The organism is Roseobacter sp. (assembly GCF_039970775.1).
Classification (GTDB): domain Bacteria; phylum Pseudomonadota; class Alphaproteobacteria; order Rhodobacterales; family Rhodobacteraceae; genus Roseobacter.
Map to the genome: position 1 here is coordinate 76,393 of NZ_JBDVLG010000041.1, position 24,945 is coordinate 101,337.

Genomic DNA, 24,945 nt, shown 5'->3' on the forward strand with positions numbered 1-24,945 from the left:
AGGCAGTGCGAGGTTTCGTCGCAACCGCCAACCACATGGGAGATGTGCACATGCGCCGTAGATCTATTTTTGTACCACTTATCGCGACCATTGCATTGGGGGCCTGCGCTTCGGTGGCTGAAAGACAGATCGGGACGGTGACTGTTGATGGTGAAGATTTCCCCGTGGTCTCCCGCACCATTCAGGGTCAAAACGGCCCGTTTGATACAGCTGGCGTCAAGGTCTACGGCAAACGGTTTACGTGCCGCCCCCAAAGCGCGGGCGACTGCGAAGCCGCAGCCCGTCGTGGGTTGGAAGTCGATATATTCAGTCGCTAAGCGTTACGATATTCAAACGGTGCGCCCGCCTGGATGACGGTAAACTTATAGTGCCACGTAACGGTGGATTGATGTGCGCAGAGGTTTTGTCGAACTCGGCAAATTCAGCGCAACATGCCGTGCCAATGTGATCATCGCAGTAGGTTTGGTTCGTTACCGTTTCAAGCCCAGCGCTTGCAAGCATGCGATCGGGTTCAACTGTCCCCAGACGATAAAAGGGCGGCCCCAGTTAAGACCGCCCTTTATAAATCAGACGCGACGAGGCAATTACGCGGCTGACTTAAGACGGGTGATGACCGTGTCAAGCTGACGTTCGGCTTCGTCTTGGGCAAGACCGTACCGGCGTTGGATCAACCCCAAGAACTGCGCCCGGTCGCCGCGCGCTTCTTCGAGCTCATCGTCGGTCAGATCGCCCCATTGAGATTGAAGCGCTCCCTTAGCCTGTGTCCAGTTTCCTTTGATGATATCCCAGTTCATTGGTCTCTCCTTATTCAGTTGATCTCGTTGAACCAAGCACATGGTCACCACATGCTCTTGCCACCTCAACACGTAAGCTTCGAGATTGGTTCCCGACCTAATCAAAATATCGGCACCTATTTTTACCTGATGACGATCATCGAGATTCGGGCGCGCCCCATGTCAGGGCATGCTCACGACAATTTGCAAACTGAAAGCGTCCAGTTTGCAAATTTTATTTACACATATATTCAATTAGTTAAATCAGTCTGATCCATCACGCACATCGGTAGCTTGCCCGTTACGACGGGGTGGTTGCTCGTCCTGCGTAGGCCGAAGATCATAAGGGGCCGCGATGCGCCATACATGTTTGGGGGTCATATTTTTCAACTTGGCAGGTGCTTCGCGGCGTAGGTGCAAAATGGTCTCGGCGGCTTTCATCTCTATCCGCGCGCGGGCGAATTCCAAACCGCGTGGCCCAATTCGAGGTTGCAGCCAACTGACCAACGGGCGCAACCAGTTCGGCATGCGGCGCAGCGGCAAGCCCCCCGCAGCACGCGCGGTATTGGCCACAAATCCCTTCACCGCAGAGGCCCGCCTGCCCGCGCTTGTGGGCGCCGTCAGACGCACCGCATCGCCCAAGCCGTCCAACATTTCGGCACCGCGCGCGTTGCGCACAATCAACCACTGCGCGCCCTGTCCCCCCATATACCCCACCGTGATATCTGCCAAACTGTTGGCGTAATCCACGCAGGTACGACACGTCAGGGGAAAGAAGTCGCGCGGCAAATCCGATATAGGCAACGACAAAAACGGGATCATCCGCGTGCGCCCATCCGTATATCGCAGTTCTACCTTAAAATCGGGGCGGAACTCCAAATAGGTGATGCGCGCGGGATCATCATCCAACAGATCAAGAAACGTATGGAAATTCTCGGTCGTGGTGTTGTCGGAACACGGCGTGCCGATCACGTACAACCTCTCTAGGTGCAGCTCCGCTTCGAGGGCGCGCAATGCATAAATCTGGCACGGGATGCCGATCACCGCCAGACGGCTAAACCCGCGGTCTTGCGCGGTTTCCAACAAAGCCAAAAGCGGCGCATACCCCATTCGCATCCCCCGGGCCTGCGCCATATCCTGCGCCTGCGTGATCAATGCAGGCTTGGGCCGCCAGTGGTCTTCCGCATCGGGCACCATGGTCAAAACAGCTTGCACCTGACCCGTTTCAAGCAGCCGCGCCGCCAGGGATGTGGTGATGCCCGTCCATTGCGCACCGGGCTGGGGTGGCGCCATTTCGGCCCGGTACATCGCCTGAAACGGCCCAAAGAAATGTTCGTCTCCGCCCCCTCGGGTGCCGCCATGCACACGCTGTTCCATCGTCTCGTAGTCTGGCGCAATGAACTGGCAGGCCCGCCCGCAGGCTCTGGCGTCTTTCATCCGTGACACCCCGCAATCGGTACACAGCCCACGCGGCGCTGCGGGACCAATGTGCGGGGTTTCGATCACGTGAATTGCTCGCTGATCAACCGTTCTTCAAGACCATGCCCCGGATCAAACAGAATCCTGTGCACCACGGACGGGTCTGACTGGATCTTGACCCGCACCACGCCCGCTACAGAATTGGCGTCCGCCTCGGCCATGACGGGGCGCTTTTCAGGCTCCAACACGTCGATCTCAACCACCGCCTGTTTGGGCAACAACGCACCGCGCCACCGTCGCGGGCGGAACGCGCTCATCGCGGTGAGGGCCAGCACCCCCGACCCAATAGGAAGGATGGGCCCGTGGGCCGAATAATTATAGGCGGTCGACCCCGCAGGCGTACACACCAGCGCCCCGTCGCAGACCAATTCGGCCATACGCAACCGCCCATCCACCGTGATCTTGAGCTTGGCAGCCTGCGGGCCCTCGCGCAGCAAAGACACCTCATTGATCGCCAACGCATGGGTCACGCGCCCGTCGCTGCAGGTCGCTTCCATGGTAAGCGGGTTGAGCTCTGCCTCTTCGGCGGCGGCCAAACGTTGCGGCAGGTCCCCTTCGGAATAGGTGTTCATCAAAAACCCGATGGTGCCCCGGTTCATCCCGTACACCGGGGCCGACAGGTGCTGTGCCGCGTGCAAGGTTTGCAACATGAACCCGTCGCCCCCGAGGGCCACAATGATGTCTGCGTCCTCTTCGGCGACATTGCCGTATCGCGAGATCAGCGCCGCCCGCGCGGTTTGCGCAATATCGGCGCGGCTGGCGGTGAAGGCGATCTTATTGGGCATTTATGTTTCCGATCCGAGAGTTTGTGATCTGAAACAATCACATATCCAGCCCGCTGACCAGCACTGCGCGGATTTGCCCATAAGGCCAGATTGCACACAGCGATATTAGCCCCTATGACCACCGCACAGATTATAACATCGGCCGCCTCGCATCGGTTTAGCGGCAGCCGGGTTTTCGACAGAACATCGCATCATTGCTCTTTTGAGAGGGAAACAACCCATGACCGCCCCACATCGCGCCCCCGGATTTTTCACCCAATCGCTCGCAGACAGCGACCCCGAGATCTTTGGCGCCATCACCCAAGAACTCGGCCGTCAACGTGATGAGATCGAACTGATCGCGTCCGAGAACATCGTCTCGACGGCGGTTCTTGAGGCGCAAGGGTCAGTGATGACCAACAAATACGCCGAAGGCTACCCGGGCCGCCGGTACTACGGCGGGTGCCAATACGTCGATATCGCCGAAAACCTAGCGATCGAACGGGCGTGCAAACTCTTTGCATGCGACTTTGCAAATGTGCAGCCGAACTCGGGCAGCCAAGCAAACCAAGGGGTATTTCAGGCGCTGTTGCAACCCGGTGATACAATTCTGGGGATGTCGCTGGATGCGGGCGGCCACCTGACGCACGGTGCAAAACCCAACCAATCAGGCAAATGGTTCAACGCGGTACAATACGGTGTGCGCAAAGACGACAACCTGCTGGACTACGATCAGGTTGAGGCATTGGCCAAAGAGCATCAACCCAAGATGATCATTGCTGGTGGGTCTGCTATCCCGCGCGAAATCGACTTTGCAAAGATGCGCGAAATCGCCGACATGGTTGGCGCCTACCTGCACGTGGACATGGCGCATTTCGCAGGGATTGTGGCAGCGGGCGAACACCCCTCGCCGTTCCCGCATGCCCATGTGGCCACCACCACCACACATAAAACCCTGCGCGGCCCGCGCGGTGGTATGATCCTGACCAATGACGAAGCCTTGGCCAAGAAATTCAACTCTGCGATTTTCCCTGGCATTCAGGGCGGCCCCCTGATGCATGTCATCGCCGCCAAAGCCGTCGCTTTTGGGGAGGCGTTGCAGCCCGAATTCAAATCCTACATTCAACAGGTCGTCACCAATGCGCAGGCGTTGTCGGATCAGTTGATCAAAGGCGGGCTTGATACCATCACCCACGGCACCGACACGCATGTGGTGCTTGTTGACCTGCGGCCCAAAGACGTCAAAGGCAACGCAACCGAAAAGGCGCTTGGCCGTGCGCATATCACCTGCAACAAGAACGGTGTGCCGTTTGACCCCGAAAAGCCGATGGTGACATCGGGCATTCGCCTTGGGTCACCGGCGGGGACAACCCGCGGGTTTGGCGAAGCAGAGTTCCGTCAGATTGCCGATTGGATCATTGAGGTGGTCGATGGTTTGGCGGCGAATGGCGAAGACGGCAACGGCGCCGTCGAGGATAAAGTCAAAGCCGAAGTCGCGCAGATGTGCGCGCGCTTCCCGATGTATCCAAACCTATAATGATGAGGGGGGTCGCCCCCCCTTTCCTCACGCTGCGGGTGGGTGCGCGCCGTTTGGGCACAGCTGCCCATCCGCCGCGTATCAAATGTAGCCATACACCCGCAAAAACACGACAAGCGCGGTGAACACCACGAGCAGGTTGAACACGATCGCGGCCAGCACCGACAGGATCCGGGTGCGGCGCATCTGAGCCAGATCGAGCCCTTCGAAATAAACAGATAGCTCCTCGCACGCGCGCGCAACCCGCGCCTCGTCCAACTGTCGCAACGCGCGCGGCTGCCCGCCCAAATCCACCGCTTGTTGCACCAATTGTGCCTGCGGGCGCAGATGCCGGGGCAGCAACCGCACAGCACGCCTGATCTGATCCGCAAACGCGGGCCCCTTGATCGCAAGGCGCCGGTCCAGGATCGCGCTAAGCTGCGCAGTTTGAGTGTCAATGTCGGTCATCGGTCCATTAAACGGACATTGCTGGCCGGCGCAAGGCACTGGCATTAACATGGCAAATCCGCTAGCTCTGGCACCATGTTAAATTATTCCGAATTCGGGGCCCCTGATGCGCCCATCGTGTTGATTGTGCATGGTCTTTACGGATCTGGGCGCAATTGGGGGGTCATCGCAAAACGGCTCAGCGACCAGTTCCGCGTGATCACCGTGGACCAACGCAACCACGGGTTCAGCCCTTGGAACGCCGAACATTCCTACCCCGCGATGGCCGATGATCTAGCCCAAGTGATCGCCCACGTTGGCGCGCCGGTCCATGTTGTCGGCCATTCGATGGGGGGCAAAGCGGCGATGGCGCTGGCGGTCCAGGCCCCTGACCTGGTCCAACGGCTGATCATCGCGGACATCGCGCCTGTTGCCTACACACACGACCAAATGCAGTTCATATCGGCCATGCGCGCCGTGGATTTGCAACAGATCACCCGCCGGTCTGACGCCGAAGTACAGCTGGCCGCACAGGGCGTCGAACCCGCATTGCAGAGCTTTTTCACCCAGTCGCTTGATGTCGCAGAAAAGAAATGGCGGTTGAACCTTGATGTCTTGGCCGCCGAAATGGACAAAATCATCGGCTTTCCACAACTGACAGGTAAATTTGACGGCCCGACTTTGTTTCTATCTGGTGCCAATTCTGATTTCGTACAACCCGAATATCGCCCCACAATCAAATCGCTATTCCCCGCAGCGCGCTTTGCCAAACTGCCGGGTGCAGGCCATTGGTTGCACGCCGAAAAACCGCGCGAATTCGAAGCCGCGCTGCGTGCCTTTTTGACGGCCTGACCCACTCGGGCGCGAATCTTCCAATCGGCCCTTGCGCCCCGCCCGCGCTTGCCTATAACGCAGGACAATTTGGGCACATGTGGTGCCCTTTTGCCCAGGGGTCGCACCATGCCAAAAAGAACCGATATCAAATCTATCATGATCATCGGGGCTGGGCCCATCGTGATTGGCCAGGCCTGCGAATTTGACTATTCAGGCGCACAAGCCTGTAAGGCGCTGAAGGAAGAAGGCTACCGGGTCATCCTGGTGAACTCCAACCCCGCCACAATCATGACGGACCCCGGGCTGGCAGATGCCACCTACATCGAACCCATCACCCCGGAGATGGTCGCCAAGATCATTGAAAAAGAACGCCCCGATGCGTTGCTGCCCACCATGGGTGGACAAACCGGGCTGAACACCTCGCTGGCGCTTGAGGAAATGGGCGTTTTGGATAAGTTCAACGTCGAAATGATCGGCGCCAAACGCGACGCCATCGAGATGGCAGAAGACCGCAAGTTGTTCCGCGAGGCGATGGACCGTTTGGGCATCGAAAACCCCAAAGCAACGATTGTTACGGCCCCAAAAGATACAAAGGGAAAGAAAGACTTACAGGCCGGTGTTAATGTAGCACTTGAAGCACTTGAGGACGTCGGCCTGCCCGCGATTATCCGCCCTGCCTTTACCATGGGCGGCACCGGTGGCGGCGTTGCGTACAACCGCGACGACTATGAGGCCATCTGCCGGTCGGGCATGGACGCAAGCCCGGTGGGGCAGATCTTGGTCGACGAATCCTTGCTGGGTTGGAAAGAGTACGAGATGGAGGTGGTGCGCGACACCGCCGACAATGCCATCATCGTGTGTTCCATCGAAAACGTAGACCCAATGGGCGTGCACACCGGCGACAGCATCACCGTCGCCCCTGCGCTGACCTTGACCGACAAAGAATACCAGATCATGCGCAATCATTCGATCGCCGTGTTGCGCGAGATCGGCGTCGAAACGGGCGGCTCCAACGTGCAGTGGGCCGTGAACCCGGCGGACGGCCGTATGGTGGTGATCGAGATGAACCCCCGTGTCAGCCGGTCTTCGGCGTTGGCCTCCAAGGCGACAGGGTTCCCGATTGCGAAAATCGCGGCGAAACTGGCGGTGGGCTTCACCCTCGACGAGCTCGACAATGACATCACCAAGGTGACACCCGCCAGCTTTGAGCCGACAATCGACTATGTCGTGACAAAAATCCCCAAGTTTGCGTTTGAGAAATTCCCCGGTTCTACCCCGGATCTGACCACCGCGATGAAATCTGTGGGCGAGGCCATGTCCATTGGCCGCACCATTCACGAATCGCTGCAAAAAGCGCTGGCGTCGATGGAAGAGGGCCTGACCGGGTTCAACGAAATCGACATTCCCGGCATCGACCCCGCGCTGCCCGCCGGTGCCGCACAAAACACCGCCGCCATCGTCAAGGCGATCAGCCAACAAACACCGGACCGTCTGCGCACCATCGCGCAAGCCATGCGCCACGGCATGAGCAACGATGACATCCACGCGACAACCATGTTTGACCCGTGGTTCTTGGCGCGCATCCGCGAGATCATCCAAGCCGAGGCCGAAGTTCACATGAACGGCTTGCCTCGCGACGCAGCCGGGCTGCGGCATTTGAAAATGATGGGCTTTACCGACGCGCGTCTGGCTGAACTGTCGGGTCAAACCGAAACCGACGTGCGCCGCGCCCGCCATGCCGAAGGTGTCACCGCTGTGTTCAAACGCATCGACACCTGCGCGGCCGAATTCGAAGCCCAAACGCCCTACATGTATTCCACATACGAATCGCCCGTTTTTGGCGAGGTCGAATGCGAATCGCGCCCCTCTGACCGCAAGAAAGTGGTGATTTTGGGCGGCGGTCCCAACCGCATCGGGCAAGGGATCGAATTCGACTATTGCTGCTGCCACGCGTGCTATGCACTGACGAATGCGGGTTTTGAGACCATCATGGTCAACTGCAACCCCGAAACCGTCAGCACCGATTATGACACCTCGGATCGGCTGTATTTTGAGCCGCTGACGTTTGAACATGTGATGGAAATCCTGCGCACCGAACAAGAGAACGGCACCCTGCACGGTGTGATCGTACAGTTCGGCGGCCAGACACCTTTGAAAATCGCGCAGGCCTTGGCCGACGAGGGCATCCCTATTCTTGGCACCACGCCCGATGCCATTGATCTGGCCGAAGATCGCGAGCGGTTCCAGCAATTGGTGCAGCAGTTGGGCCTGAAACAACCGAAAAACGGCATTGCCCATTCTGACGCCGAAGCCATTGAGATCGCGAAAGATATCGGGTTCCCCTTGGTGATCCGCCCATCCTATGTCTTGGGCGGTCGCGCCATGGAGATCGTGCGCGATCAGGCCAGCTTAGAACGCTATATCAGCACCGCCGTTGTGGTGTCGGGCGACAGCCCCGTGCTGCTGGATAGCTACCTGTCTGGCGCGGTGGAACTCGATGTGGACGCGCTGTGTGATGGCACGGACGTGCACGTGGCGGGTATCATGCAACACATCGAAGAGGCCGGCGTGCATTCGGGCGATAGTGCGTGTTCGCTGCCCCCCTATTCGCTGTCACGCGACATCATCGAGCAGATCGAAACGCAAACCCACGCGTTAGCCAAGGCCCTGCATGTGGTTGGTCTGATGAACATTCAGTTCGCGATCAAAGATGGCGACATCTACCTGATCGAGGTCAACCCACGGGCCTCGCGGACCGTGCCGTTTGTGGCCAAAGCCACCGACAGTGCGATTGCATCCATCGCCGCGCGCATTATGGCGGGCGAACCCCTATCGACCTTCCCAAAACGCGCGCCCTATGACGCCGATGCCGCCTATGCGGCCACCCTGCCCTTGGGCGATCCCATGACATTGGCCGACCCGAACATGCCGTGGTTTTCCGTCAAAGAGGCCGTGTTGCCATTTGCCCGGTTCCCCGGTGTTGATACGTTGCTGGGGCCGGAAATGCGCTCTACAGGCGAGGTCATGGGATGGGATCGCGACTTCCCGCGCGCGTTTCTCAAGGCGCAAATGGGGGCCGGGACGATCCTGCCCGCGACAGGCTGTGCGTTCTTGTCGATCAAGGACATGGACAAAACAAACGACATGCTGGAAGCCACCCAAATCCTGCTGGATCAAGGCTTTACCGTGGTTGCCACACGTGGCACCGCCCAATGGCTTAACGACCATGGGCTGACCGCGGGCATCGTCAACAAGGTCTATGAAGGGCGTCCTGACATCACCGACATGATGAAAGACGAAGACATCCATCTGGTCATGAACACCACCGAAGGGGCGCAAGCGGTCGAAGACAGCAAAAGCATCCGGTCAATCGCGCTATACGATAAGATCCCGTATTTCACGACGGCTGCGGGCGCGCATGCGGCTGCGCTGGCGATCCGTGCACAGGCCGACGGCGACGTCAGCGTGAAAGCCCTGCAGGGTTAAACACAAGGCGCGACAGATGCCCTGACCGGGTGTGTGTCGCGCGTGGCCTTAATGAGTGGTGAAACAGGGCATTCCCCCGCGACCAACACACTGGACGTTACGTCCAGTGGCTTGACCTTTGTCGCCAACTTCGCCCACTGTGCCTGACCTCTAGGAGCACAGCCATGCACATTCCCGCCATCACCGGCACCGGCGTATACACCCCGTCTCAGGTGATCACCAACGCCGAGCTGGTTGCCGCGTTTAACGCGTACGTCGATCTCTACAACACTGAAAACGCGGTAGATATCGACGCCGGGATATGTGATGCCAAGGCCTATTCTTCTGAAGGCTTCATCGAAAAGGCATCCGGGATCAAGCAGCGCTACGTCATCGACAAGCAGGGCATTTTAGACCCAACCGTGATGCACCCTTTGTTGCGCCAACGTGCAGATGATGAACCGTCTCTTATGGCCGAAATCGGGATGAACGCCGCACGACAAGCGCTTGATCAAGCAAAAAAATCTTCCCACGATGTTGATCTGGTAATTTGCGCTGCATCCAATATGGAACGGGCCTACCCCGCGGTCGCCATTGAGATCCAAAACCTTCTGGGGACAGGTGGCTTTGCGTTTGATATGAACGTGGCGTGTTCGTCGGCGACCTTCGGGATCCAAGCCGCCGCCGATATGATACGCGCAGGCAGCATCCGCAGCGCGTTGGTCATCAATCCCGAGATCTGTTCCGCCCATTTAGAGTGGCGTGACCGGGACTGTCACTTCATATTCGGGGACGTCGCGACCGCGACCCTGATCGAACGTGAACAAGATGCGAATTCTGCACATTTCAAAGTGATATCAACGCGGTGCGCCACTGAATTCTCCAACAATATCCGCAACAACAACGGGTACCTGCGCCGATCTCGGCCGACGGGCATGGCCGACCAACGCGACATGCAGTTCATGCAAAACGGCCGTAAGGTCTTTAAAGAGGTGCTGCCACTGGTCTCGGAACACATCGCCCGGCACATGGCTGACGGTTGTGTGCAGGCCTCTGATCTAAAACGTCTGTGGCTTCATCAGGCCAATAAAACGATGAATGATTTCATTGGCAAAAAGGTGCTTGGCAGGACCCCGGACCCCGCAGAGCAACCCAATATCCTACAAGATTATGCGAACACATCTTCGGCCGGGTCAATCATCGCCTTCTCAAAATATTCCAATGACTTGCAAGACGGAGCTAAAGGATTAATTTGCTCGTTTGGGGCGGGATATTCAGTGGGGTCCGTGTTGGTCGAACGTCAGGGTTAGGTCACGGGGCCCCGTGGTCGTTTTCAAGATGCAGCTTCATGTCGATCAAGACTTGCTGCAAAAGGCCCGTTTCCTTTAGCAGCCGTTTGGCCTCGTTCACGGTGATTTTGCCGTCTTCCATAGACTGCTGGTACTCTGCCATCAGCATCGCAAACCGTTGGCTCAACGCGATCACATCGGAATTCACCCCGCCTGTCCGTTCGTCGTTGGGCCTGCGTTCATCATACTGCAACGACGACCCGGACAATTCCGCCAATGCCCCCGTCACATGCGGATATTTCGCGGCTTTTTCCAACAATGCCACCGCTTCGATCGGCATAAAGCGGTCTGCGTGTTCGTCGTGATCCGAATAATAGCGCCCCAATGTGGCCTTGGACTTTCCGGTCAGCTCGCACGCTTGTTCGACACCGACATCCTTTACCAGAGCTTCGGTGTGCTTTTTTAAGTACCTACCAATTGCCGTCATCTTGGACCTTCTCAAACCTGAAACATCCAGCTTTCATCTCTTTGAAAACCTGCTTTGTTATTTCCATTAATCGGATGTCAGGGAAATGTCATTTATAAAAGCATCTCCCTTGTTCGGGAGTCTAGCGAGTGGCCGGCCCTCCCAGTGCCGGTTTTGGGTCAGAGTCCTCGTGCGCTCTGCCGGTGTGGGACCGGTAGGTTAACGTTTGCGTTGACAGTCGCGCACGGGCTCTTGTTCTGACCAACAGCCTCAACACCGACCATACGGCCCAGCAAAATCAAAAAACGGCGCTTGCGGCAGCGTTTTCGCCGACATATGAACCCGCATGGCCAAGCTCTACTTCCATTACTCCACAATGAACGCCGGCAAATCGACCGTGCTTTTGCAGGCAGCCCACAACTACCGAGAACGCGGAATGGTGCCCTATCTGTTAACGGCTGGTTTTGACCACCGGGCCGGAGACGGGCGCATTGCCTCGCGCATCGGCATAGGCGAGCCCGCCGATACCTTCGCGCCAGAGGACGACCTATTTGCGCGCCTGCACGAACAGGTCACCCGCAACAAAATCGCCTGTGTTTTCATCGACGAAGCGCAGTTTTTGACCGATGCGCAGGTGTGGCAGTTGGCCCGCGCCGTCGACGATATAGGCGTGCCTATTATGTGCTTTGGCCTGCGCGTCGATTTTCGCGGGCAGTTGTTTCCCGGTTCGGCAACGTTGTTGGCCTTGGCCGATGAAATGCGCGAGGTTCGCACGATCTGCCATTGCGGCAAAAAGGCCACCATGGTCGTGCGCCAGGACGAAAACGGCAAAGCCCTGCGCGATGGCGCGCAGGTGCAAATCGGCGGCAACGAAACCTATGTCTCGCTGTGTCGTCGACATTGGCGCGCCGCAATGGAAGACGGGTAACCGTCACACCAGATTAGGCGGCGTGTCCCCGGCAAAGAACGCCTGCAAGTTGCGCACCGACATCAGCCCCATTTCTTCGCGCACTTCCAACGCCGCCGTACCGATATGCGGCAGCAGCACGACGTTTTCCAACGCACGTAACGCATCTGGCACCGCCGGTTCGAATTCATAGACATCCAAACCAGCCCCGCCGATTTGGCCAGTTTTTAGGGCATGGATCAACGCGGCCTCTTCGACCACATTGCCGCGCGCGATGTTGACCAGATGCGCATGCGTGGGCATGGCGGCCAACACGTCTGCGTTGATCAGATGGTGGGTGTCATTGCCACCGGGCACCGCGATCACCAATACATCGCACGCCCCGGCCAGATCCAGCAAACTGGCCTTTTGGATAGCGGGGAAATCCAACACTTTAGGAGACCGGCTGTGATAGGCCACCTGCATTCCAAACCCAAAATGACAGCGCCGCGCGATGGCCTGCCCGATGCGGCCCATACCGACGATCCCGACGGTCTTGCCGCCCAGATGCATCCCCAAAAGCTGCGTCGGGTGCCACCCTTCCCACGTGCCTGCGCGCACCAGACGTTCGCCTTCGCCGGCGCGGCGTGCGCTCATCAACATCAGCGTCATGGCGGTGTCGGCGGTGGCGTCTGTCACCGCACCGGGGGTGTTTGTTACAGTCATTCCAGCCGCCTGTGCTGCGGTCACGTCAATATGGTTATACCCCACGCCAAAGTTGGCGAGGATCTTGCAGCGCCACGATGCGCCCCCAAGGATATCCGCCGAGAACATATCCCCCAGCGTTGGCAGCACCCCGTCATAGTCCCGCAATGCCGTGCGCATTTCATCCGCCGTCAACGGCGAGGTTTCGGGGCGCACGGTGACGTCAAACAGATCGTGCGCGGCGGCCAGCACGCTGTCGGGCAAGGGCCGCGAGATAAACACACGGGTCAATGCATCCGCCCCCCTTGTGGTACGGCTTCATCCGGGCCGATCAACACGATCGCGCCGCTGTCATCGGGCAACCCAAGCACCAGCACCTCGGACATAAACGGCCCGATCTGACGGGGTGGGAAATTCACCACCGCCAGCACCTGTTTGCCCACCAATGTGGCAGGGTCATAATGGGCTGTGATCTGGGCAGATGTCTTTTTTTCACCCAATTCGGGGCCAAAATCGATCCACATTTTGATCGCAGGGTTACGTGCCTCGGGGAAGGGTTCGGCGCGCAGGATCGTCCCGCAGCGTACGTCTACCTTCTGAAAATCGTCGAAACTGATGTTATCCATTTGCCAACTCCCGTGAGCGATCTGTTGCAGCCTTTACCGCGCGACCCAGCAGCGCAGGAAACCCTTGGTCCACGTCCATCAAGACCTCTAGTGCGGCTTGCGTGGTGCCATTGGGCGATGTCACATTCACACGCAGCTGGCTTGGGTCTTCTTGGGCGCTTTGGGCCAACGCCCCGGCCCCCGCCACGGTCGCCTTGGCCAATTGCAGGGCCAAATCTGCGGGCAACCCTTGCGCCACGCCTGCCGCAGCCATTGTTTCGATCATATGAAACACATAGGCCGGGCCCGAACCACTGACGCCCGTGACCGCATCAATCTGCGCCTCGTCAGACAGACGCACCACATCGCCCACCGCCGCCAGCAACGTGTCTGCCTCGTCCAGCGCCGGGGCGCTTGCGTGGGCATTGCCGATGATCGCAGTGATCCCTCTGGATATCGCTGCGGGGGTGTTCGGCATTGCGCGAATGATCGGAGTGCCCGCCCCCAGAATATCTTGCATCCGGGCCAGCGTGACCCCGGCAGCAACGCTGACAAACACCGTGTCGCCCCCGCCCATGGCCTGCAAGCTCGGCAATGCATCCGCCATCATCTGCGGCTTAACCGCGATCAAAACAACTGCAGGGGTATCCGGCAAGGTGCCGTTCAGATGCACCCCCGCCCCGCGCAGCCAGTCAGATGGGTTTGGGTCCATCACCCAAACGGATGTCGCAGGCAGACCGCTGGCCAACCAGCCCGCCAACATGGCGGATCCCATCTTGCCGCAGCCCAACAGAACCAGCCCTTGGCGCGCGATGCGACTGTTTTGCATGATAATCCCCCCAAACCCTTGTGTCTTGGGGGTAGGTTTACGCCCGACCGTAGGCCTCTGCAATGGCGACCTGCAGCGCTTGTGTGGGGGTTTGGTCGCCCCAGACCAGCAATTGCATCGCCGGGTAATACCGCTCGGCGCTCATCACGGCGGCGCCGATCATGGTGTCGATCTGTTCAGCGCTGGCCACGTGCCCGCCCGCCAAAACCAACCCATACCGGTAGACCATCAGCTTTTGTTCGGTCCAAAAGGTAAACGCGCCGGCCCAGCATTGGTCGTTGATGTGGTTCACCAATTCGTAGAGTTCGGGCAGTTTTTGCGCAGGGGGTTCCATGTCAAAGGTGCAGATCATCCGCAGCGTCTCGTCATAGGCAGACCACGCCAGTGTCACCGAATACGTGCGCCATTGGCCTTCCACAGCCATCGCGATCTGTTCGTCCGAGATCCTGTCAAAGTCCCATTCGTGATGGGCCGCCAGATGTTCGACGATGTCGATGGGGTGGATGTCGTCTTCGATAAACTGCTCTGAAAGGGCCATGATACACCTCTTTTTATCGCACCAGTAGCGAGGGACCAACCGAGCCCCCATCATCAGGTGCCTGCTCTACAGACCGGGGCGATCCCCCGTGTCTATACTAGATATGGTGGTGTGCGAATCCCAGTGTGGCAACCCCTTTTGTTGTGGGTAACCTCAATAAGTTGTGGATGAATGGCCCCGCGCCGCAAAATATCGTCATCGAAAGAGGTGCGGCGCATCGTTTTAGCGTAATAGTTAACGAAATAAGGCGCGCAACAGCTGTCACGCGCCCCGTCCTACCAGCAATATAAAACTGTCAGCCCTTAGATTCGAGCGCATCCAGACGCGCCTTAAGGGCTTCGTTTTCCTCACGGGCCTTTTGGGCCATGGCACGGACCGCGTCGAACTCTTCGCGCGTGACAAAGTCACGATCGGCCAACCAACGGTCCATCATGCCCTTCATCGCCGTCTCGGCTTCGTCCCGCGCGCCTTGCGCCACACCCATCGCATTGGTCATCAACTGCGAGATATCATCAAAAATTTTGTTACGCGTCTGCATCGGTCGCCTCCGGCTGTTCACAATACGTATATGGGGCGAATGCACGCATCGCGCAAGGTTGACTTCCCCCACCCTGCACAGGAAAGGATGCACTATGCATGCACGTTTGCCCTTCCCCGATATCTCACCCGAGATCTTTTCCATCTCGCTCATGGGTTTTGACTTTGCGCTGCGTTGGTACGCACTGGCCTATATTGTTGGTATCGTGATCGGCTGGCAGCTGGTCGTGCGCGCGGTGCAGACGCCGCGATTGTGGCCCGACGACACGCCGGTGATGACAAAACCCCAAATCGAAGACCTGCTGACCTGGGTGATTATTGGCGTCATCGTGGGCGGGCGCATTGGGTATGTGGCGTTTTACCAACCCGAATATTATCTGCAAAACCCCGGCGAAATTCTGGCGGTATGGCAAGGCGGCATGGCCTTTCATGGCGGGCTACTGGGTGTGATTGTCGCGGGGTTTGTGTTCACGTGGCGGCATGACATCGCGCGGCTTAGCGCGGCGGACATCATGGCCTTGGGCGTGCCACCAGGGCTGTTGCTGGGGCGCATTGCCAATTTCATCAACGCCGAGCTTTGGGGCCGTCCGACCGACCTGCCGTGGGGTGTGGCCTTTCCCACCTACGCCGCACAAGACTGCCCCGGCATCGTAGATATCTGCGCACGCCACCCCTCGCAGCTTTATGAGGCGGGGCTCGAAGGGGTGCTGTTGGGGGCTGTATTAATTTGGCTGGTGTGGCGGTCGGGCGCGCTCAAAACACCAGGGCGCGTGGCTGGGGTGTTCTTTGCGGGCTACGGCGTCGCGCGGTTTGCGGTTGAATTTCTGCGCCAACCAGATGCGCAATTTATCAGCGATGGCAACCCTTTGGGCCTTGCGTGGCACATCAACGGCTGGGGGCTGACCATGGGGCAAATGCTCTGTCTTCCGATGATCGCGCTAGGGCTTGTGTTGATCATGCGCGCCCGCAGCCGCACATGAGCCTGCGCGATATCCTTACCGCGCGCATCGCGCAGGATGGGCCTATGTCCTTGGTAGACTACATGGCAGACTGCCTGCTGCACCCCACGCACGGGTATTACACCACCGCAACGCCCTTTGGCACCAGCGGTGATTTTATCACCGCCCCCGAGATCAGCCAAATGTTTGGCGAAGTGACAGGCCTGTGTTTGGCGCAAGCCTGGCTGGATCAGGGCGCACCGCACCGGTTTACCTTGGCAGAACTTGGCCCCGGTCGCGGCACGTTAATGGCCGATATTTTACGCAGCACGCGGGCGGTGCCCGGTTTCCATGACGCCGCCGACATCACCCTGATCGAGGCCGCGCCGCAATTGATCCAGCAGCAGAAAAACCACCTGTCAGACTATACACTCCGACATTGCCGCACCGCAGAGGACCTGCCCGACCAACCCTTGTTTCTCATCGCTAACGAATTTTTCGACGCGCTGCCCATTCGCCAATTCACCCGTGGCGCGCGCCATTGGCACGAAACCCAAATTGGCCTGTCAGACGGGACACTTGTGCGTGGCCGGGGGCCCGAATTGCCACAACCGGCGCTGGCCATGCGGCTGGCAGATACCGCCCCCGGCGACGTGGTCGAAGAGACACCAGCAATCGCCCCTATCATGCACGCCATCGGGTGGCGCATCGCACGGCATGGCGGTGCCGGGTTGATCATCGACTACGGTGATTGGCACAGCAAAGGCGACACCTTTCAAGCCGTTCAAAACCACGCGCCTGTTGATCCGCTGGCGGATCCGGGCACCGCAGACCTGACCGCCCATGTGGATTTCGCGGCATTGGCCACCGCTGCCCCCTGCCGCACCAGCGCAATGACCCCGCAAGGTGTGTTCCTTGAACGCCTCGGGATCACGCAGCGGGCCCAAGCCCTCGCGGCGAAACTTTGCGGTTCTGCGCTTGAGACCCACATCGCGGCGCATCGGCGCTTGACGCACCCTGATGAAATGGGAAACTTGTTCAAGGTAATCGCCCTGTTCCCAGACGGGGCCACCCCCCCGCCGGGATTGGACATATGACACTCGAAATTCTGACATCAGACGTTTTATCGCCGCTGAGGCACGGGTTTTTCACTCGACGCGGCGGCGCATCATCGGGGGTCTTTGCGGGGTTGAACTGCGGGCAAGGCAGCTCGGACCAAACCGAGATTGTCGCGATCAACCGCGCGCGTGTCGCCGACGCCATGGCCGTCGCCGCAGATCATCTGCAAGGCGTGCATCAGGTCCATTCGGCCACCGTGGTCACGATTGACGCGCCACTGGCCGCCAAACCGCGCGCCGACGCCTTGGTCACACGGACGCCGGGGTTGGCCCTGTCTGTGCTCAGCGCCGATTGCCAGCCGGTGTTGTTTGCCGATGCCAACGCCGGGGTGATCGGGGCGGCCCATGCGGGCTGGCGCGGCGCGCTGGACGGGGTGCTTGCGGCCACGGTGGACGCGATGTGCGCATTAGGCGCCACCCGCGAAACAATCGTAGCGGTCATCGGGCCCTCTATTTCGCAACGCGCCTACGAGGTCGGCCCCGAATTTTTCGAAACCTTCGTGGAAAATGCCCGCGAAAATACACAGTTTTTTGCTGCGGGCGTCGATGACAGGATGTTGTTTGACCTGCCCGCGTTTGGCCTGCATCGGTTGCGCGCGGCGGGTGTGGGCGTTGCCGAATGGACCCGTCATTGCACCTATAGTGACGCAGATCGGTTTTATTCGTTCCGCCGGGCCACCCACGCACAAGAGGCCGATTACGGGCGGTTGATCGCGGCCATCGCGCTTTAGTGTCGTCAGGCGGACGTGCTGAGCCGGTCTTCTAGCACATCAAACGGCACGCCCGGATCATCCTTGGCCCCCCGAATGACCAGCGATGTCTTGACGCTTGCAACGTTGGGCGAGGTCAGCAAATCACCGGTCAGAAACTGCTGAAAGCTCGACAAATCGGGGGCGGCGCATTTCAGGACAAAATCCACCTCGCCGTTCAGCATGTGACATTCGCGCACCAACGGCCACGCCCGGCAGCGGTTTTCAAACGCGCTCAGATCCGCCTCGGCTTGGCTGACCAACCCGACCATGGCAAAGACCTGCACCTCAAAGCCAAGCGCGCGCGCGTCGACCTCTGCATGATAGCCTTTGATGTAGCCCGCCTCTTCGAGGCTGCGCACCCGGCGCAAACAGGGCGGCGCCGAAATGCCTACGCGTTTGGCCAATTCCACGTTGGTCATCCGCCCGTCGGCCTGAAGTTCTGCTAGGATTTTTCGGTCAATCGGGTCTAGTCGCGTCACGGCTCGTTTATCCTCGAATTTTCCGCTTATTATACCAGCCAACACATTGCGCGCAATAATATTTCACCAAAGCGCAATATTATTTCAATTCTCAGGCAAAATCACATCTTCACGTTGGCTGAAATCTGCGCGCGGATAGGGGTTTCGGCAGTCGCATCGAGCCTATATATGCAGGAAGCTGTTTAGAAACGAAGTGGGGACCCTTATGGCCGAAACGAAACACACACGCGTGCTGATCATTGGATCAGGGCCGTCAGGCTACACTGCGGGCATCTACGCCAGCCGCGCCATGCTGAACCCTATTTTGGTCCAGGGCATTGAGCCCGGCGGCCAATTGACCACAACCACCGAAGTCGAAAACTGGCCCGGTGACACCGAAGTACAGGGCCCCGATTTGATGGTGCGCATGCAAGACCACGCCAAGGCGATGGGCACCGAAATCATTGGCGACATCATCACCGACCTTGATCTGTCGCACAGGCCCTTCACCGCGCAAAGCGATAGCGGCACCACCTATATTGCGGATGCGGTCATTTTGGCGACCGGCGCGCGGGCCAAGTGGCTGGGGCTGCCGTCTGAGGAAAAATTCAAGGGGTTTGGTGTGTCTGCCTGCGCCACCTGCGATGGGTTTTTCTACCGTGGTCAAGAGATCGTCGTGATCGGCGGCGGCAACACGGCCGTCGAAGAGGCGCTGTTTTTGACCAACTTTGCCTCCAAGGTCACGCTGATCCACCGCCGCGACGAACTGCGCGCCGAAAGAATATTGATTGATCGGTTGCTCAAAAATCCCAAGATCGAACCGCTGTGGTTCCATGAATTGGACGAAGTCGTCGGCACGGATGCCCCCTTGGGCGTCGAGGCCGTGCGCGTCAAACATACCCAAACCGGCGAGATCACAGAGATCCCCGCCAAAGGTGTGTTTGTGGCCATTGGTCATGCGCCGTCAAACGAACTGGTGAAAGACGTGCTTGAAACGCATATGGGCGGCTATGTTGTCACCAAACCCGACAGCACCGAGACCTCTATTCCGGGGGTGTTCGCGGCAGGTGACCTGACCGACCACAAATACCGCCAAGCGGTGACATCGGCCGGCATGGGCTGCATGGCCGCCCTAGAAGCCGAACGGTTTTTGGCGGAAAACGACACCTAAAGAAGCCGCGCGCGCCCAATCGGGACGCCCCAAAATCACACACGCCCGCCCCCGCATCGGGGCGGGTGTTGCGTGCGCGCGGTGGGTTAACAGCCTTCACACCTCAGGGCCGGATAAGTCGTCATACGTCGACATGTCATTCCATGAGGTTCCCTACATGCCCACCAAATCCGCCCTGGCGCATATCCCTGGCCCGTCCGCCCTGCCCGTCATCGGTCACACATTGACCATCGCGCGCGACAGCTATGGCACCCAACAAGATTACATCCACCGCTACGGAACCGTTTACAAAACCAACATGTTAGGCGTTTGGCGTGTGAACCTATGCGGCGCAGATGCATTAGAACGCGTCTTGCTTGACCGGGAGCAATTGTTTTCGTCCGAAGGGGGGTGGGACGCGTTGAAACGCATCTATCCCGGCGGGCTGATCACGTTGGATTTTGACCACCACCGCGCCAACCGGCGCATCATGCAGGCCGCGTTTCGTGCATCAGCCATCCGCGATTACCGGCTGCGTATGACCGGCGCGATGTCGGATCTGCTGGACAGTTGGCCCGACGACACGCCCTTTGATTTCTATAAGGCCATCAAGACCCTGACCCTGCGCATTGGGGGTGCCGTTTTCATGGGGCTGCCGCTGGATGGTCCCTTGGCCCAAAAAGTGAACCGCGCCATTCAGGACGAGATCCGCGCGTCTGTGGCCCTGATCCGCTACCCGGTTCCGTTTACGCCCATGTGGCACGGTGTGCGTGGTCGTGATTTCCTGCGTGAAACCTTCCGCGAACTGATCGCGGAACGCCGCGCGACCCCAGGCGACGATTTCTTTTCGCAGATGTGTGTGGCGCGCGATGACGAAGGCCGGGGCTGGACCGAAGACCAGATTTTGGATCAGTTCAACCTACTGATCATGGCCGCGCATGACACAACGGCAACGGCGCTGACGGTCATGATGGAGGCCTTGGCGTCACACCCGGATTGGCAAGACCGGCTGGCCCAAGAGGTCGCAGCGCTTGGCGATGCGCCGCTAGACGAAGAGGCATTGGGCAAGATGACCCAGACCAACAACGTCTTTCGCGAAGCATTGCGGTTAGTGCCGCCGGTTCCGTTTATTCCGCGCCAAGCCACGCGGGATTTCGAATGGAAAGGCTATACCATCCCCGCAGGCACATCGCTGGCGCTAAACCCCGGTGTCACGATGCTATCGCCCGAGCTTTTTACCAACCCCACAACCTTTGACCCGGATCGTTTCACCCCCGAACGCGCCGAAGATCAAAGCCACCGATTTGCGTGGACCCCCTTTGGCGGTGGTGCGCATAAATGCATCGGCATGCATTTTTCGGGCCTGCAGGTGAAACTGTTCGTCGCCACCCTGCTGCGCAAACGCCGGGTTCAAGTGGCCGGGCCCGCGCCGGACTGGCAACGCATGCCGATCCCCAAACCCAAGGGTGGTTTACATTTGATGTTGCCACGCCGGTAACATCGCCTGCGGGATGTGCATTGAAGTGTCGTCATAGGAGGAATGCACGTCCCTGCCCCACTCTTGGGTTGAATGTTTCATCCTTTACACGCTATGCGCGGGCGCAACGCGGCCGCGGGTGAGCACCGCATTTTTTGCAAGTGAGTGAAGTGATGACACAAGCCAACCTATCTCCGATCCCTGAATTATATGTATCTTACGAGTCTGCGCAGAAGCTAAAGGCAGAGGCCGGTGACTTGATCAGCTGGGATCTGAGCCCGCGCCAGATCTGCGATCTGGAGCTGCTGATGAACGGCGGGTTCAACCCGCTCAAGGGGTTCTTGTCGCAGGCCGATTATGACGGTGTCGTCGAAAACATGCGCTTGGCCGATGGCGCCCTGTGGCCCATGCCGATCACGTTGGATGTAAACGATGCCTTTGCCGAAGGTCTTGAGGTTGGGCAAGACATCGCCCTGCGCGACCAAGAGGGCGTGATTTTGGCCACCATGACGGTCACCGACCGCTGGACACCCAACAAAGCCCGCGAGGCCGAAAAAGTCTTTGGCGCCGATGATGACGCCCACCCAGCTGTAAATTACCTGCACAATCAAGCCGGTAACGTCTATCTGGGCGGCCCTATCACCGGCATTCAACAGCCCGTGCACTATGATTTCCGTGCCCGTCGCGACACCCCAAACGAGATGCGTGCGTTTTTCCGCAAGGTCGGTTGGCGCAAGGTCGTGGCGTTTCAAACCCGCAATCCGCTGCACCGTGCCCACCAGGAACTGACCTTCCGCGCCGCCCGCGAGGCCGAAGCCAACCTGCTGATCCACCCCGTCGTGGGCATGACTAAACCCGGCGACGTTGACCATTTCACCCGCGTGCGCTGCTACGAGGCGGTGCTCGACAAATACCCCGCCGCCACCACATCCATGTCGCTGCTGAACCTGGCGATGCGCATGGCCGGCCCCCGCGAGGCCGTCTGGCACGGGCTGATCCGCAAAAACCACGGCTGCACCCATTTCATCGTGGGCCGTGACCACGCGGGCCCGGGCAAAAATTCGGCCGGCGAAGATTTCTATGGCGCCTATGATGCACAGGATATGTTCCGCGCGCATCAGGACGAAATGGGCATCGAAATGGTTGATTTCAAACACATGGTTTGGGTTCAGGAACGCGCCCAATACGAGCCGATGGACGAGATCCAAGACAAGGATGATGTGACCATCCTGAACATTTCCGGCACCGAGTTGCGTCGCCGTCTGCAAGAAGGTCTGGAGATCCCTGAATGGTTCTCGTTTCCCGATGTGGTCACCGAATTGCGCCGCACGCGCCCGCCGCGGGACCAACAAGGGTTTACCGTATTTTTCACCGGGTTTTCGGGGTCGGGCAAATCCACCGTGGCAAATGCCTTGATGGTCAAACTGATGGAAATGGGCGGCCGCCCTGTGACATTGCTGGACGGCGATATCGTGCGCAAAAACCTGTCTTCGGAATTGGGGTTCAGCAAAGAACACCGCGATCTGAACATCCGCCGCATCGGGTATGTCGCCTCTGAAATCACCAAAAACGGAGGCATCGCGATTTGCGCCCCCATCGCGCCCTACGCCACAACCCGGCGCGCGGTGCGCGAAGACATCGAGGCCTTTGGCGCCTTCATCGAGGTGCATGTCGCGACCACCATCGAGGAATGCGAGCGCCGTGACCGCAAGGGGCTATACAAGCTGGCGCGCGAAGGGAAGATCAAGGAATTCACAGGTATTTCAGATCCTTACGACGTTCCCACCAACCCCGAGTTGAGCCTGGAGACAGAAAACGTCGACGTCGACACCTGCGCCCACCAAGTGTTGCTCAAACTCGAAAGCATGGGCCTCCTCAAGGCCTGATACATATCAAAAACGCCGCGGACAAACAAAGGCTGCGGCGTTTTTGAGGCGGTTGGCGCCCGGTCATACCGTTTGTGGCAGATTTACCCGGCCTGACATGACAATCACGCCGCGCCCCGACACCCGTACGCCGCTGATCGCATCGCGGGGGCCTAAAACCTCGACATTTGCCTGACCAGGCCGGCCCATGCCGTGCCCTTGATGGGCCACGAATGCCGGCTGGTCTATCATTCCATGGTGCCAAAGATACGCCGCCATCGCGCCCGTTGCGGACCCGGTAAACGCGTCTTCTGGTGGGCCGGGCGGGGCCAACAACAGGCGGCTATAGGTGTCGCCGTCGGGCGTGGCACCGGACTGCGTAACCCAAAAAGGTTCCATCATGTTGATGTCGGGTTGTTGCAGATGTGTCCCAAGTGCGGCGAGCGCCTCGAGATTGAGCTGCACCCCCTGCAATACGTGCTGATCTTTCACCACGGTCACGCAAAACGGCAACCCCGTCGATACGACCTGCGGCGTGCCGATAATGTGGTCGGGCGATATCCCCCCGACCTGCGCGACGAGGTCGGCGGGCACCTGCGGCCCAAACGCCGGCGCGATCTGCGTCATATGCACCAGATTGCCTGACACCTCGACCGCGATGATCCCTGCCCCAGTTTCCAGTGTCAGTGTACCATCTGCGATGAGCCCCCGCGCGCGCATGGCCATAACCGTCGCGACGGTCGGGTGCCCGGCAAAGGGGATCTCTCGACTGGCCAGAAAATATCGCACGCGGATGTCGGCCACCGTTGACGGACCGGTAAATGTACATTCAACGAGGGATGTTTCGCGCACATATGCCATGCACACAGGGTCCGGGGTATCTGCACCGCCGTGCACAACGGCGCATCCGTTGCCCCCAAAGGGGACGTCACTAAACGCATCGACCCAATCAAATTCAAAGGTCATGTGCGCCCCTCCCTTTGGCCTTGGTGTCACAAGACGTTAGTGCACCGCGACGGGCGCATAATCATTCTGTCGGGCCAACCGAAACGCCAAATTCCGGTCCGCGACAAGCGCCAGTTGCTGGCCCTCGCTGTCATGCACCGCATACAGCTGATCAAGGTCGCCTGCCTGGTCGCGCACGTCGCTTGAAAGCCCGGCCACGTCCACCGCTTTGACATAGACAATGCGGCTGTCGACGGGAGTTACTTCAAATTGTTCATGCATCTGTTCACCCCTTTTTGATGTTAATCTTCTGCACCACAGTTTGTGGCTTTTCCCGCTTCAGATCCACGTGAAGCAGGCCGTTTTCCATAATCGCTTCGCCCACATCGACCCCATCGGCCAACACAAAGCTGCGTTGGAACTGGCGCGCGGCAATGCCACGGTGCAAAAATACGCGTCCTTCGATGTCGTCTGTCTGGCGGCCACGGATCACCAGCTGCCTGTCTTCCACCGTGATAGACAGGTCATCTTCGGCAAATCCGGCAACGGCCAGCGTGATTCTATAAGAAAAATCAGATGTTTGTTCGATATTGAAGGGCGGATACCCTTCGTTCCCGGATTTCGCGGTGCGTTCCATAAGACGTTCAAGTTGTTCAAACCCCAACATGTGGGGATACGAAGCCAGCGTCATTTTCGTCATGCGACACGTCCTTATTAGTCAAGCGACAGTCTGATGCGGGCCCCAAGGCGGCGGCCTGCACTACAAATATGGGCAGGCGATGCAAGATACGCAAGGGCTATGCGGAAGGTTGGTGAACGCTTATGGTAACATTCAGGCGACGCACGGAATCACCCAGCTATGAATGCCCCTACAGACCTGTCGATGAAAACGGACGATGTTCTCCGCGTGGAGCTTGCCGTTTTCAGACGTGAACACCGCGATCTGGATGAGGCGATCCAGGCGATCAGCGAAAAGGGCATGGGCGACCAGTTGACCCTACAGCGGCTGAAAAAGCGCAAGCTGCGGCTCAAGGATATCATCGCCCAGATCGAAGACCGCCTGACCCCCGACATTATTGCCTGATCGCGGCCCTTTCAGTGCATTGCCC

The 24,945-nt window shown here is 58.8% G+C and carries 27 protein-coding genes; 13 read left to right on the forward strand and 14 right to left on the reverse strand.

Features of this window, described 5'->3' with window-relative positions:
* The first annotated feature begins 50 nt into the window (after nt 1-50).
* Complete coding sequence (locus tag ABJH13_RS09845) at nt 51-317, forward strand: hypothetical protein (RefSeq protein ID WP_348406037.1); 267 nt, start codon at nt 51-53, stop codon at nt 315-317.
* Nucleotides 318-584: 267 nt separating this feature from the next.
* On the opposite strand, the gene ABJH13_RS09850 is transcribed toward ABJH13_RS09845, so the two are convergent.
* From ABJH13_RS09850 to ABJH13_RS09860, 3 genes are all read right to left on the reverse strand, one after another.
* On the reverse strand, nt 585-794 hold the full coding sequence (locus ABJH13_RS09850) for a CsbD family protein (RefSeq protein ID WP_348406038.1): 210 nt from the start codon (nt 792-794) through the stop codon (nt 585-587).
* A gap of 243 nt (nt 795-1,037) precedes the next feature.
* Nucleotides 1,038-2,210 (reverse strand): Coenzyme F420 hydrogenase/dehydrogenase, beta subunit C-terminal domain, encoded by a 1,173-nt coding sequence (locus tag ABJH13_RS09855; RefSeq protein ID WP_348406039.1) that lies wholly within the window; start codon nt 2,208-2,210, stop codon nt 1,038-1,040.
* Nucleotides 2,211-2,275: 65 nt separating this feature from the next.
* Nucleotides 2,276-3,037 carry an NAD kinase gene (locus ABJH13_RS09860; protein ID WP_348406040.1) on the reverse strand — a complete coding sequence of 254 codons (762 nt, stop codon included), beginning with the start codon at nt 3,035-3,037 and terminating at the stop codon, nt 2,276-2,278.
* A 220-nt stretch (nt 3,038-3,257) separates the two neighbouring features.
* Here ABJH13_RS09860 and glyA point away from each other — a divergent pair, with 220 nt between their 5' ends.
* On the forward strand, nt 3,258-4,553 hold the full coding sequence (gene glyA / locus ABJH13_RS09865) for a serine hydroxymethyltransferase (protein WP_348406041.1): 1,296 nt from the start codon (nt 3,258-3,260) through the stop codon (nt 4,551-4,553).
* 81 nt (nt 4,554-4,634) lie between these two features.
* Here glyA and ABJH13_RS09870 read toward each other — a convergent pair whose 3' ends face one another.
* A complete protein-coding gene (locus ABJH13_RS09870) occupies nt 4,635-5,000 on the reverse strand; it encodes a hypothetical protein (protein ID WP_348406042.1) in 366 nt (121 codons plus the stop codon).
* Between the two features lie 75 nt (nt 5,001-5,075).
* Here ABJH13_RS09870 and ABJH13_RS09875 point away from each other — a divergent pair, with 75 nt between their 5' ends.
* From ABJH13_RS09875 to ABJH13_RS09885, 3 genes are all read left to right on the forward strand, one after another.
* Entirely contained in the window at nt 5,076-5,831 is a 756-nt protein-coding gene (locus tag ABJH13_RS09875) for an alpha/beta fold hydrolase (protein ID WP_348406043.1), read from the forward strand.
* Between the two features lie 108 nt (nt 5,832-5,939).
* The gene (gene carB, locus ABJH13_RS09880; RefSeq protein WP_348406044.1) at nt 5,940-9,299 is read left to right on the forward strand and encodes a carbamoyl-phosphate synthase large subunit; all 3,360 of its coding nucleotides are present in this window, start codon (nt 5,940-5,942) and stop codon (nt 9,297-9,299) included.
* Between the two features lie 164 nt (nt 9,300-9,463).
* Complete coding sequence (locus ABJH13_RS09885) at nt 9,464-10,588, forward strand: beta-ketoacyl-ACP synthase III (RefSeq protein WP_348406045.1); 1,125 nt, start codon at nt 9,464-9,466, stop codon at nt 10,586-10,588.
* Nucleotide 10,589: 1 nt separating this feature from the next.
* Here the strand turns inward: ABJH13_RS09885 and ABJH13_RS09890 are convergent, their stop codons facing one another.
* Nucleotides 10,590-11,054 carry a hypothetical protein gene (locus tag ABJH13_RS09890; RefSeq protein WP_348406046.1) on the reverse strand — a complete coding sequence of 155 codons (465 nt, stop codon included), beginning with the start codon at nt 11,052-11,054 and terminating at the stop codon, nt 10,590-10,592.
* Between the two features lie 325 nt (nt 11,055-11,379).
* Here ABJH13_RS09890 and ABJH13_RS09895 point away from each other — a divergent pair, with 325 nt between their 5' ends.
* Nucleotides 11,380-11,961 (forward strand): thymidine kinase, encoded by a 582-nt coding sequence (locus ABJH13_RS09895; protein ID WP_348406047.1) that lies wholly within the window; start codon nt 11,380-11,382, stop codon nt 11,959-11,961.
* Between the two features lie 3 nt (nt 11,962-11,964).
* On the opposite strand, the gene ABJH13_RS09900 is transcribed toward ABJH13_RS09895, so the two are convergent.
* The 5 genes from ABJH13_RS09900 to ABJH13_RS09920 form a co-directional block, all read right to left on the reverse strand.
* A complete protein-coding gene (locus tag ABJH13_RS09900) occupies nt 11,965-12,915 on the reverse strand; it encodes a D-glycerate dehydrogenase (RefSeq protein ID WP_348406048.1) in 951 nt (316 codons plus the stop codon).
* On the reverse strand, nt 12,912-13,250 hold the full coding sequence (locus ABJH13_RS09905; RefSeq protein ID WP_348406049.1) for a tRNA-binding protein: 339 nt from the start codon (nt 13,248-13,250) through the stop codon (nt 12,912-12,914). The genes ABJH13_RS09900 and ABJH13_RS09905 overlap by 4 nt, the downstream gene beginning before the upstream one ends.
* Complete coding sequence (gene proC / locus ABJH13_RS09910; protein WP_348406050.1) at nt 13,243-14,058, reverse strand: pyrroline-5-carboxylate reductase; 816 nt, start codon at nt 14,056-14,058, stop codon at nt 13,243-13,245. Before proC ends, ABJH13_RS09905 begins: the two co-directional genes overlap by 8 nt.
* Before the next feature lie 37 nt (nt 14,059-14,095).
* Nucleotides 14,096-14,596: a YbjN domain-containing protein gene (locus ABJH13_RS09915; protein WP_348406051.1), complete on the reverse strand. Its 501-nt coding sequence runs from the start codon at nt 14,594-14,596 to the stop codon at nt 14,096-14,098.
* A 295-nt stretch (nt 14,597-14,891) separates the two neighbouring features.
* Nucleotides 14,892-15,134: an accessory factor UbiK family protein gene (locus tag ABJH13_RS09920; RefSeq protein ID WP_348406052.1), complete on the reverse strand. Its 243-nt coding sequence runs from the start codon at nt 15,132-15,134 to the stop codon at nt 14,892-14,894.
* A gap of 94 nt (nt 15,135-15,228) precedes the next feature.
* Here ABJH13_RS09920 and lgt point away from each other — a divergent pair, with 94 nt between their 5' ends.
* From lgt to pgeF, 3 genes are read left to right on the forward strand one after another with little or no spacing between them, the layout of a single operon-like run.
* Nucleotides 15,229-16,113: a prolipoprotein diacylglyceryl transferase gene (lgt, locus tag ABJH13_RS09925; protein WP_348406053.1), complete on the forward strand. Its 885-nt coding sequence runs from the start codon at nt 15,229-15,231 to the stop codon at nt 16,111-16,113.
* Nucleotides 16,110-17,168, forward strand: coding sequence for an SAM-dependent methyltransferase (locus ABJH13_RS09930; protein WP_348406054.1), 1,059 nt, complete (start codon nt 16,110-16,112; stop codon nt 17,166-17,168). Before lgt ends, ABJH13_RS09930 begins: the two co-directional genes overlap by 4 nt.
* The gene (gene pgeF / locus ABJH13_RS09935; protein ID WP_348406055.1) at nt 17,165-17,920 is read left to right on the forward strand and encodes a peptidoglycan editing factor PgeF; all 756 of its coding nucleotides are present in this window, start codon (nt 17,165-17,167) and stop codon (nt 17,918-17,920) included. Before ABJH13_RS09930 ends, pgeF begins: the two co-directional genes overlap by 4 nt.
* 5 nt (nt 17,921-17,925) lie before the next feature.
* Here the strand turns inward: pgeF and ABJH13_RS09940 are convergent, their stop codons facing one another.
* Complete coding sequence (locus ABJH13_RS09940; RefSeq protein WP_348406056.1) at nt 17,926-18,420, reverse strand: Lrp/AsnC family transcriptional regulator; 495 nt, start codon at nt 18,418-18,420, stop codon at nt 17,926-17,928.
* A 205-nt stretch (nt 18,421-18,625) separates the two neighbouring features.
* Here ABJH13_RS09940 and trxB point away from each other — a divergent pair, with 205 nt between their 5' ends.
* The 3 genes from trxB to ABJH13_RS09955 all read left to right on the forward strand — a co-directional run bounded on the left by trxB (nt 18,626) and on the right by ABJH13_RS09955 (nt 22,912).
* Complete coding sequence (trxB, locus tag ABJH13_RS09945; protein WP_348406057.1) at nt 18,626-19,570, forward strand: thioredoxin-disulfide reductase; 945 nt, start codon at nt 18,626-18,628, stop codon at nt 19,568-19,570.
* A 157-nt stretch (nt 19,571-19,727) separates the two neighbouring features.
* Nucleotides 19,728-21,047 (forward strand): cytochrome P450, encoded by a 1,320-nt coding sequence (locus ABJH13_RS09950; protein WP_348406058.1) that lies wholly within the window; start codon nt 19,728-19,730, stop codon nt 21,045-21,047.
* A gap of 152 nt (nt 21,048-21,199) precedes the next feature.
* Complete coding sequence (locus ABJH13_RS09955) at nt 21,200-22,912, forward strand: bifunctional sulfate adenylyltransferase/adenylylsulfate kinase (protein WP_348406059.1); 1,713 nt, start codon at nt 21,200-21,202, stop codon at nt 22,910-22,912.
* Between the two features lie 63 nt (nt 22,913-22,975).
* On the opposite strand, the gene ABJH13_RS09960 is transcribed toward ABJH13_RS09955, so the two are convergent.
* From ABJH13_RS09960 to ABJH13_RS09970, 3 genes are read right to left on the reverse strand one after another with little or no spacing between them, the layout of a single operon-like run.
* Nucleotides 22,976-23,857, reverse strand: a complete 882-nt coding sequence (locus ABJH13_RS09960; RefSeq protein ID WP_348406060.1) for a PhzF family phenazine biosynthesis protein — start codon at nt 23,855-23,857, stop codon at nt 22,976-22,978.
* A gap of 36 nt (nt 23,858-23,893) precedes the next feature.
* A complete protein-coding gene (locus ABJH13_RS09965; protein WP_348406061.1) occupies nt 23,894-24,118 on the reverse strand; it encodes a DUF1150 family protein in 225 nt (74 codons plus the stop codon).
* Between the two features lie 4 nt (nt 24,119-24,122).
* A complete protein-coding gene (locus ABJH13_RS09970) occupies nt 24,123-24,536 on the reverse strand; it encodes an Hsp20 family protein (protein ID WP_348406062.1) in 414 nt (137 codons plus the stop codon).
* A 159-nt stretch (nt 24,537-24,695) separates the two neighbouring features.
* On the opposite strand from ABJH13_RS09970, the gene ABJH13_RS09975 reads away from it, so the two are divergent.
* Nucleotides 24,696-24,920 carry a DUF465 domain-containing protein gene (locus tag ABJH13_RS09975; protein ID WP_348406063.1) on the forward strand — a complete coding sequence of 75 codons (225 nt, stop codon included), beginning with the start codon at nt 24,696-24,698 and terminating at the stop codon, nt 24,918-24,920.
* Nucleotides 24,921-24,945: the final 25 nt, after the last annotated feature.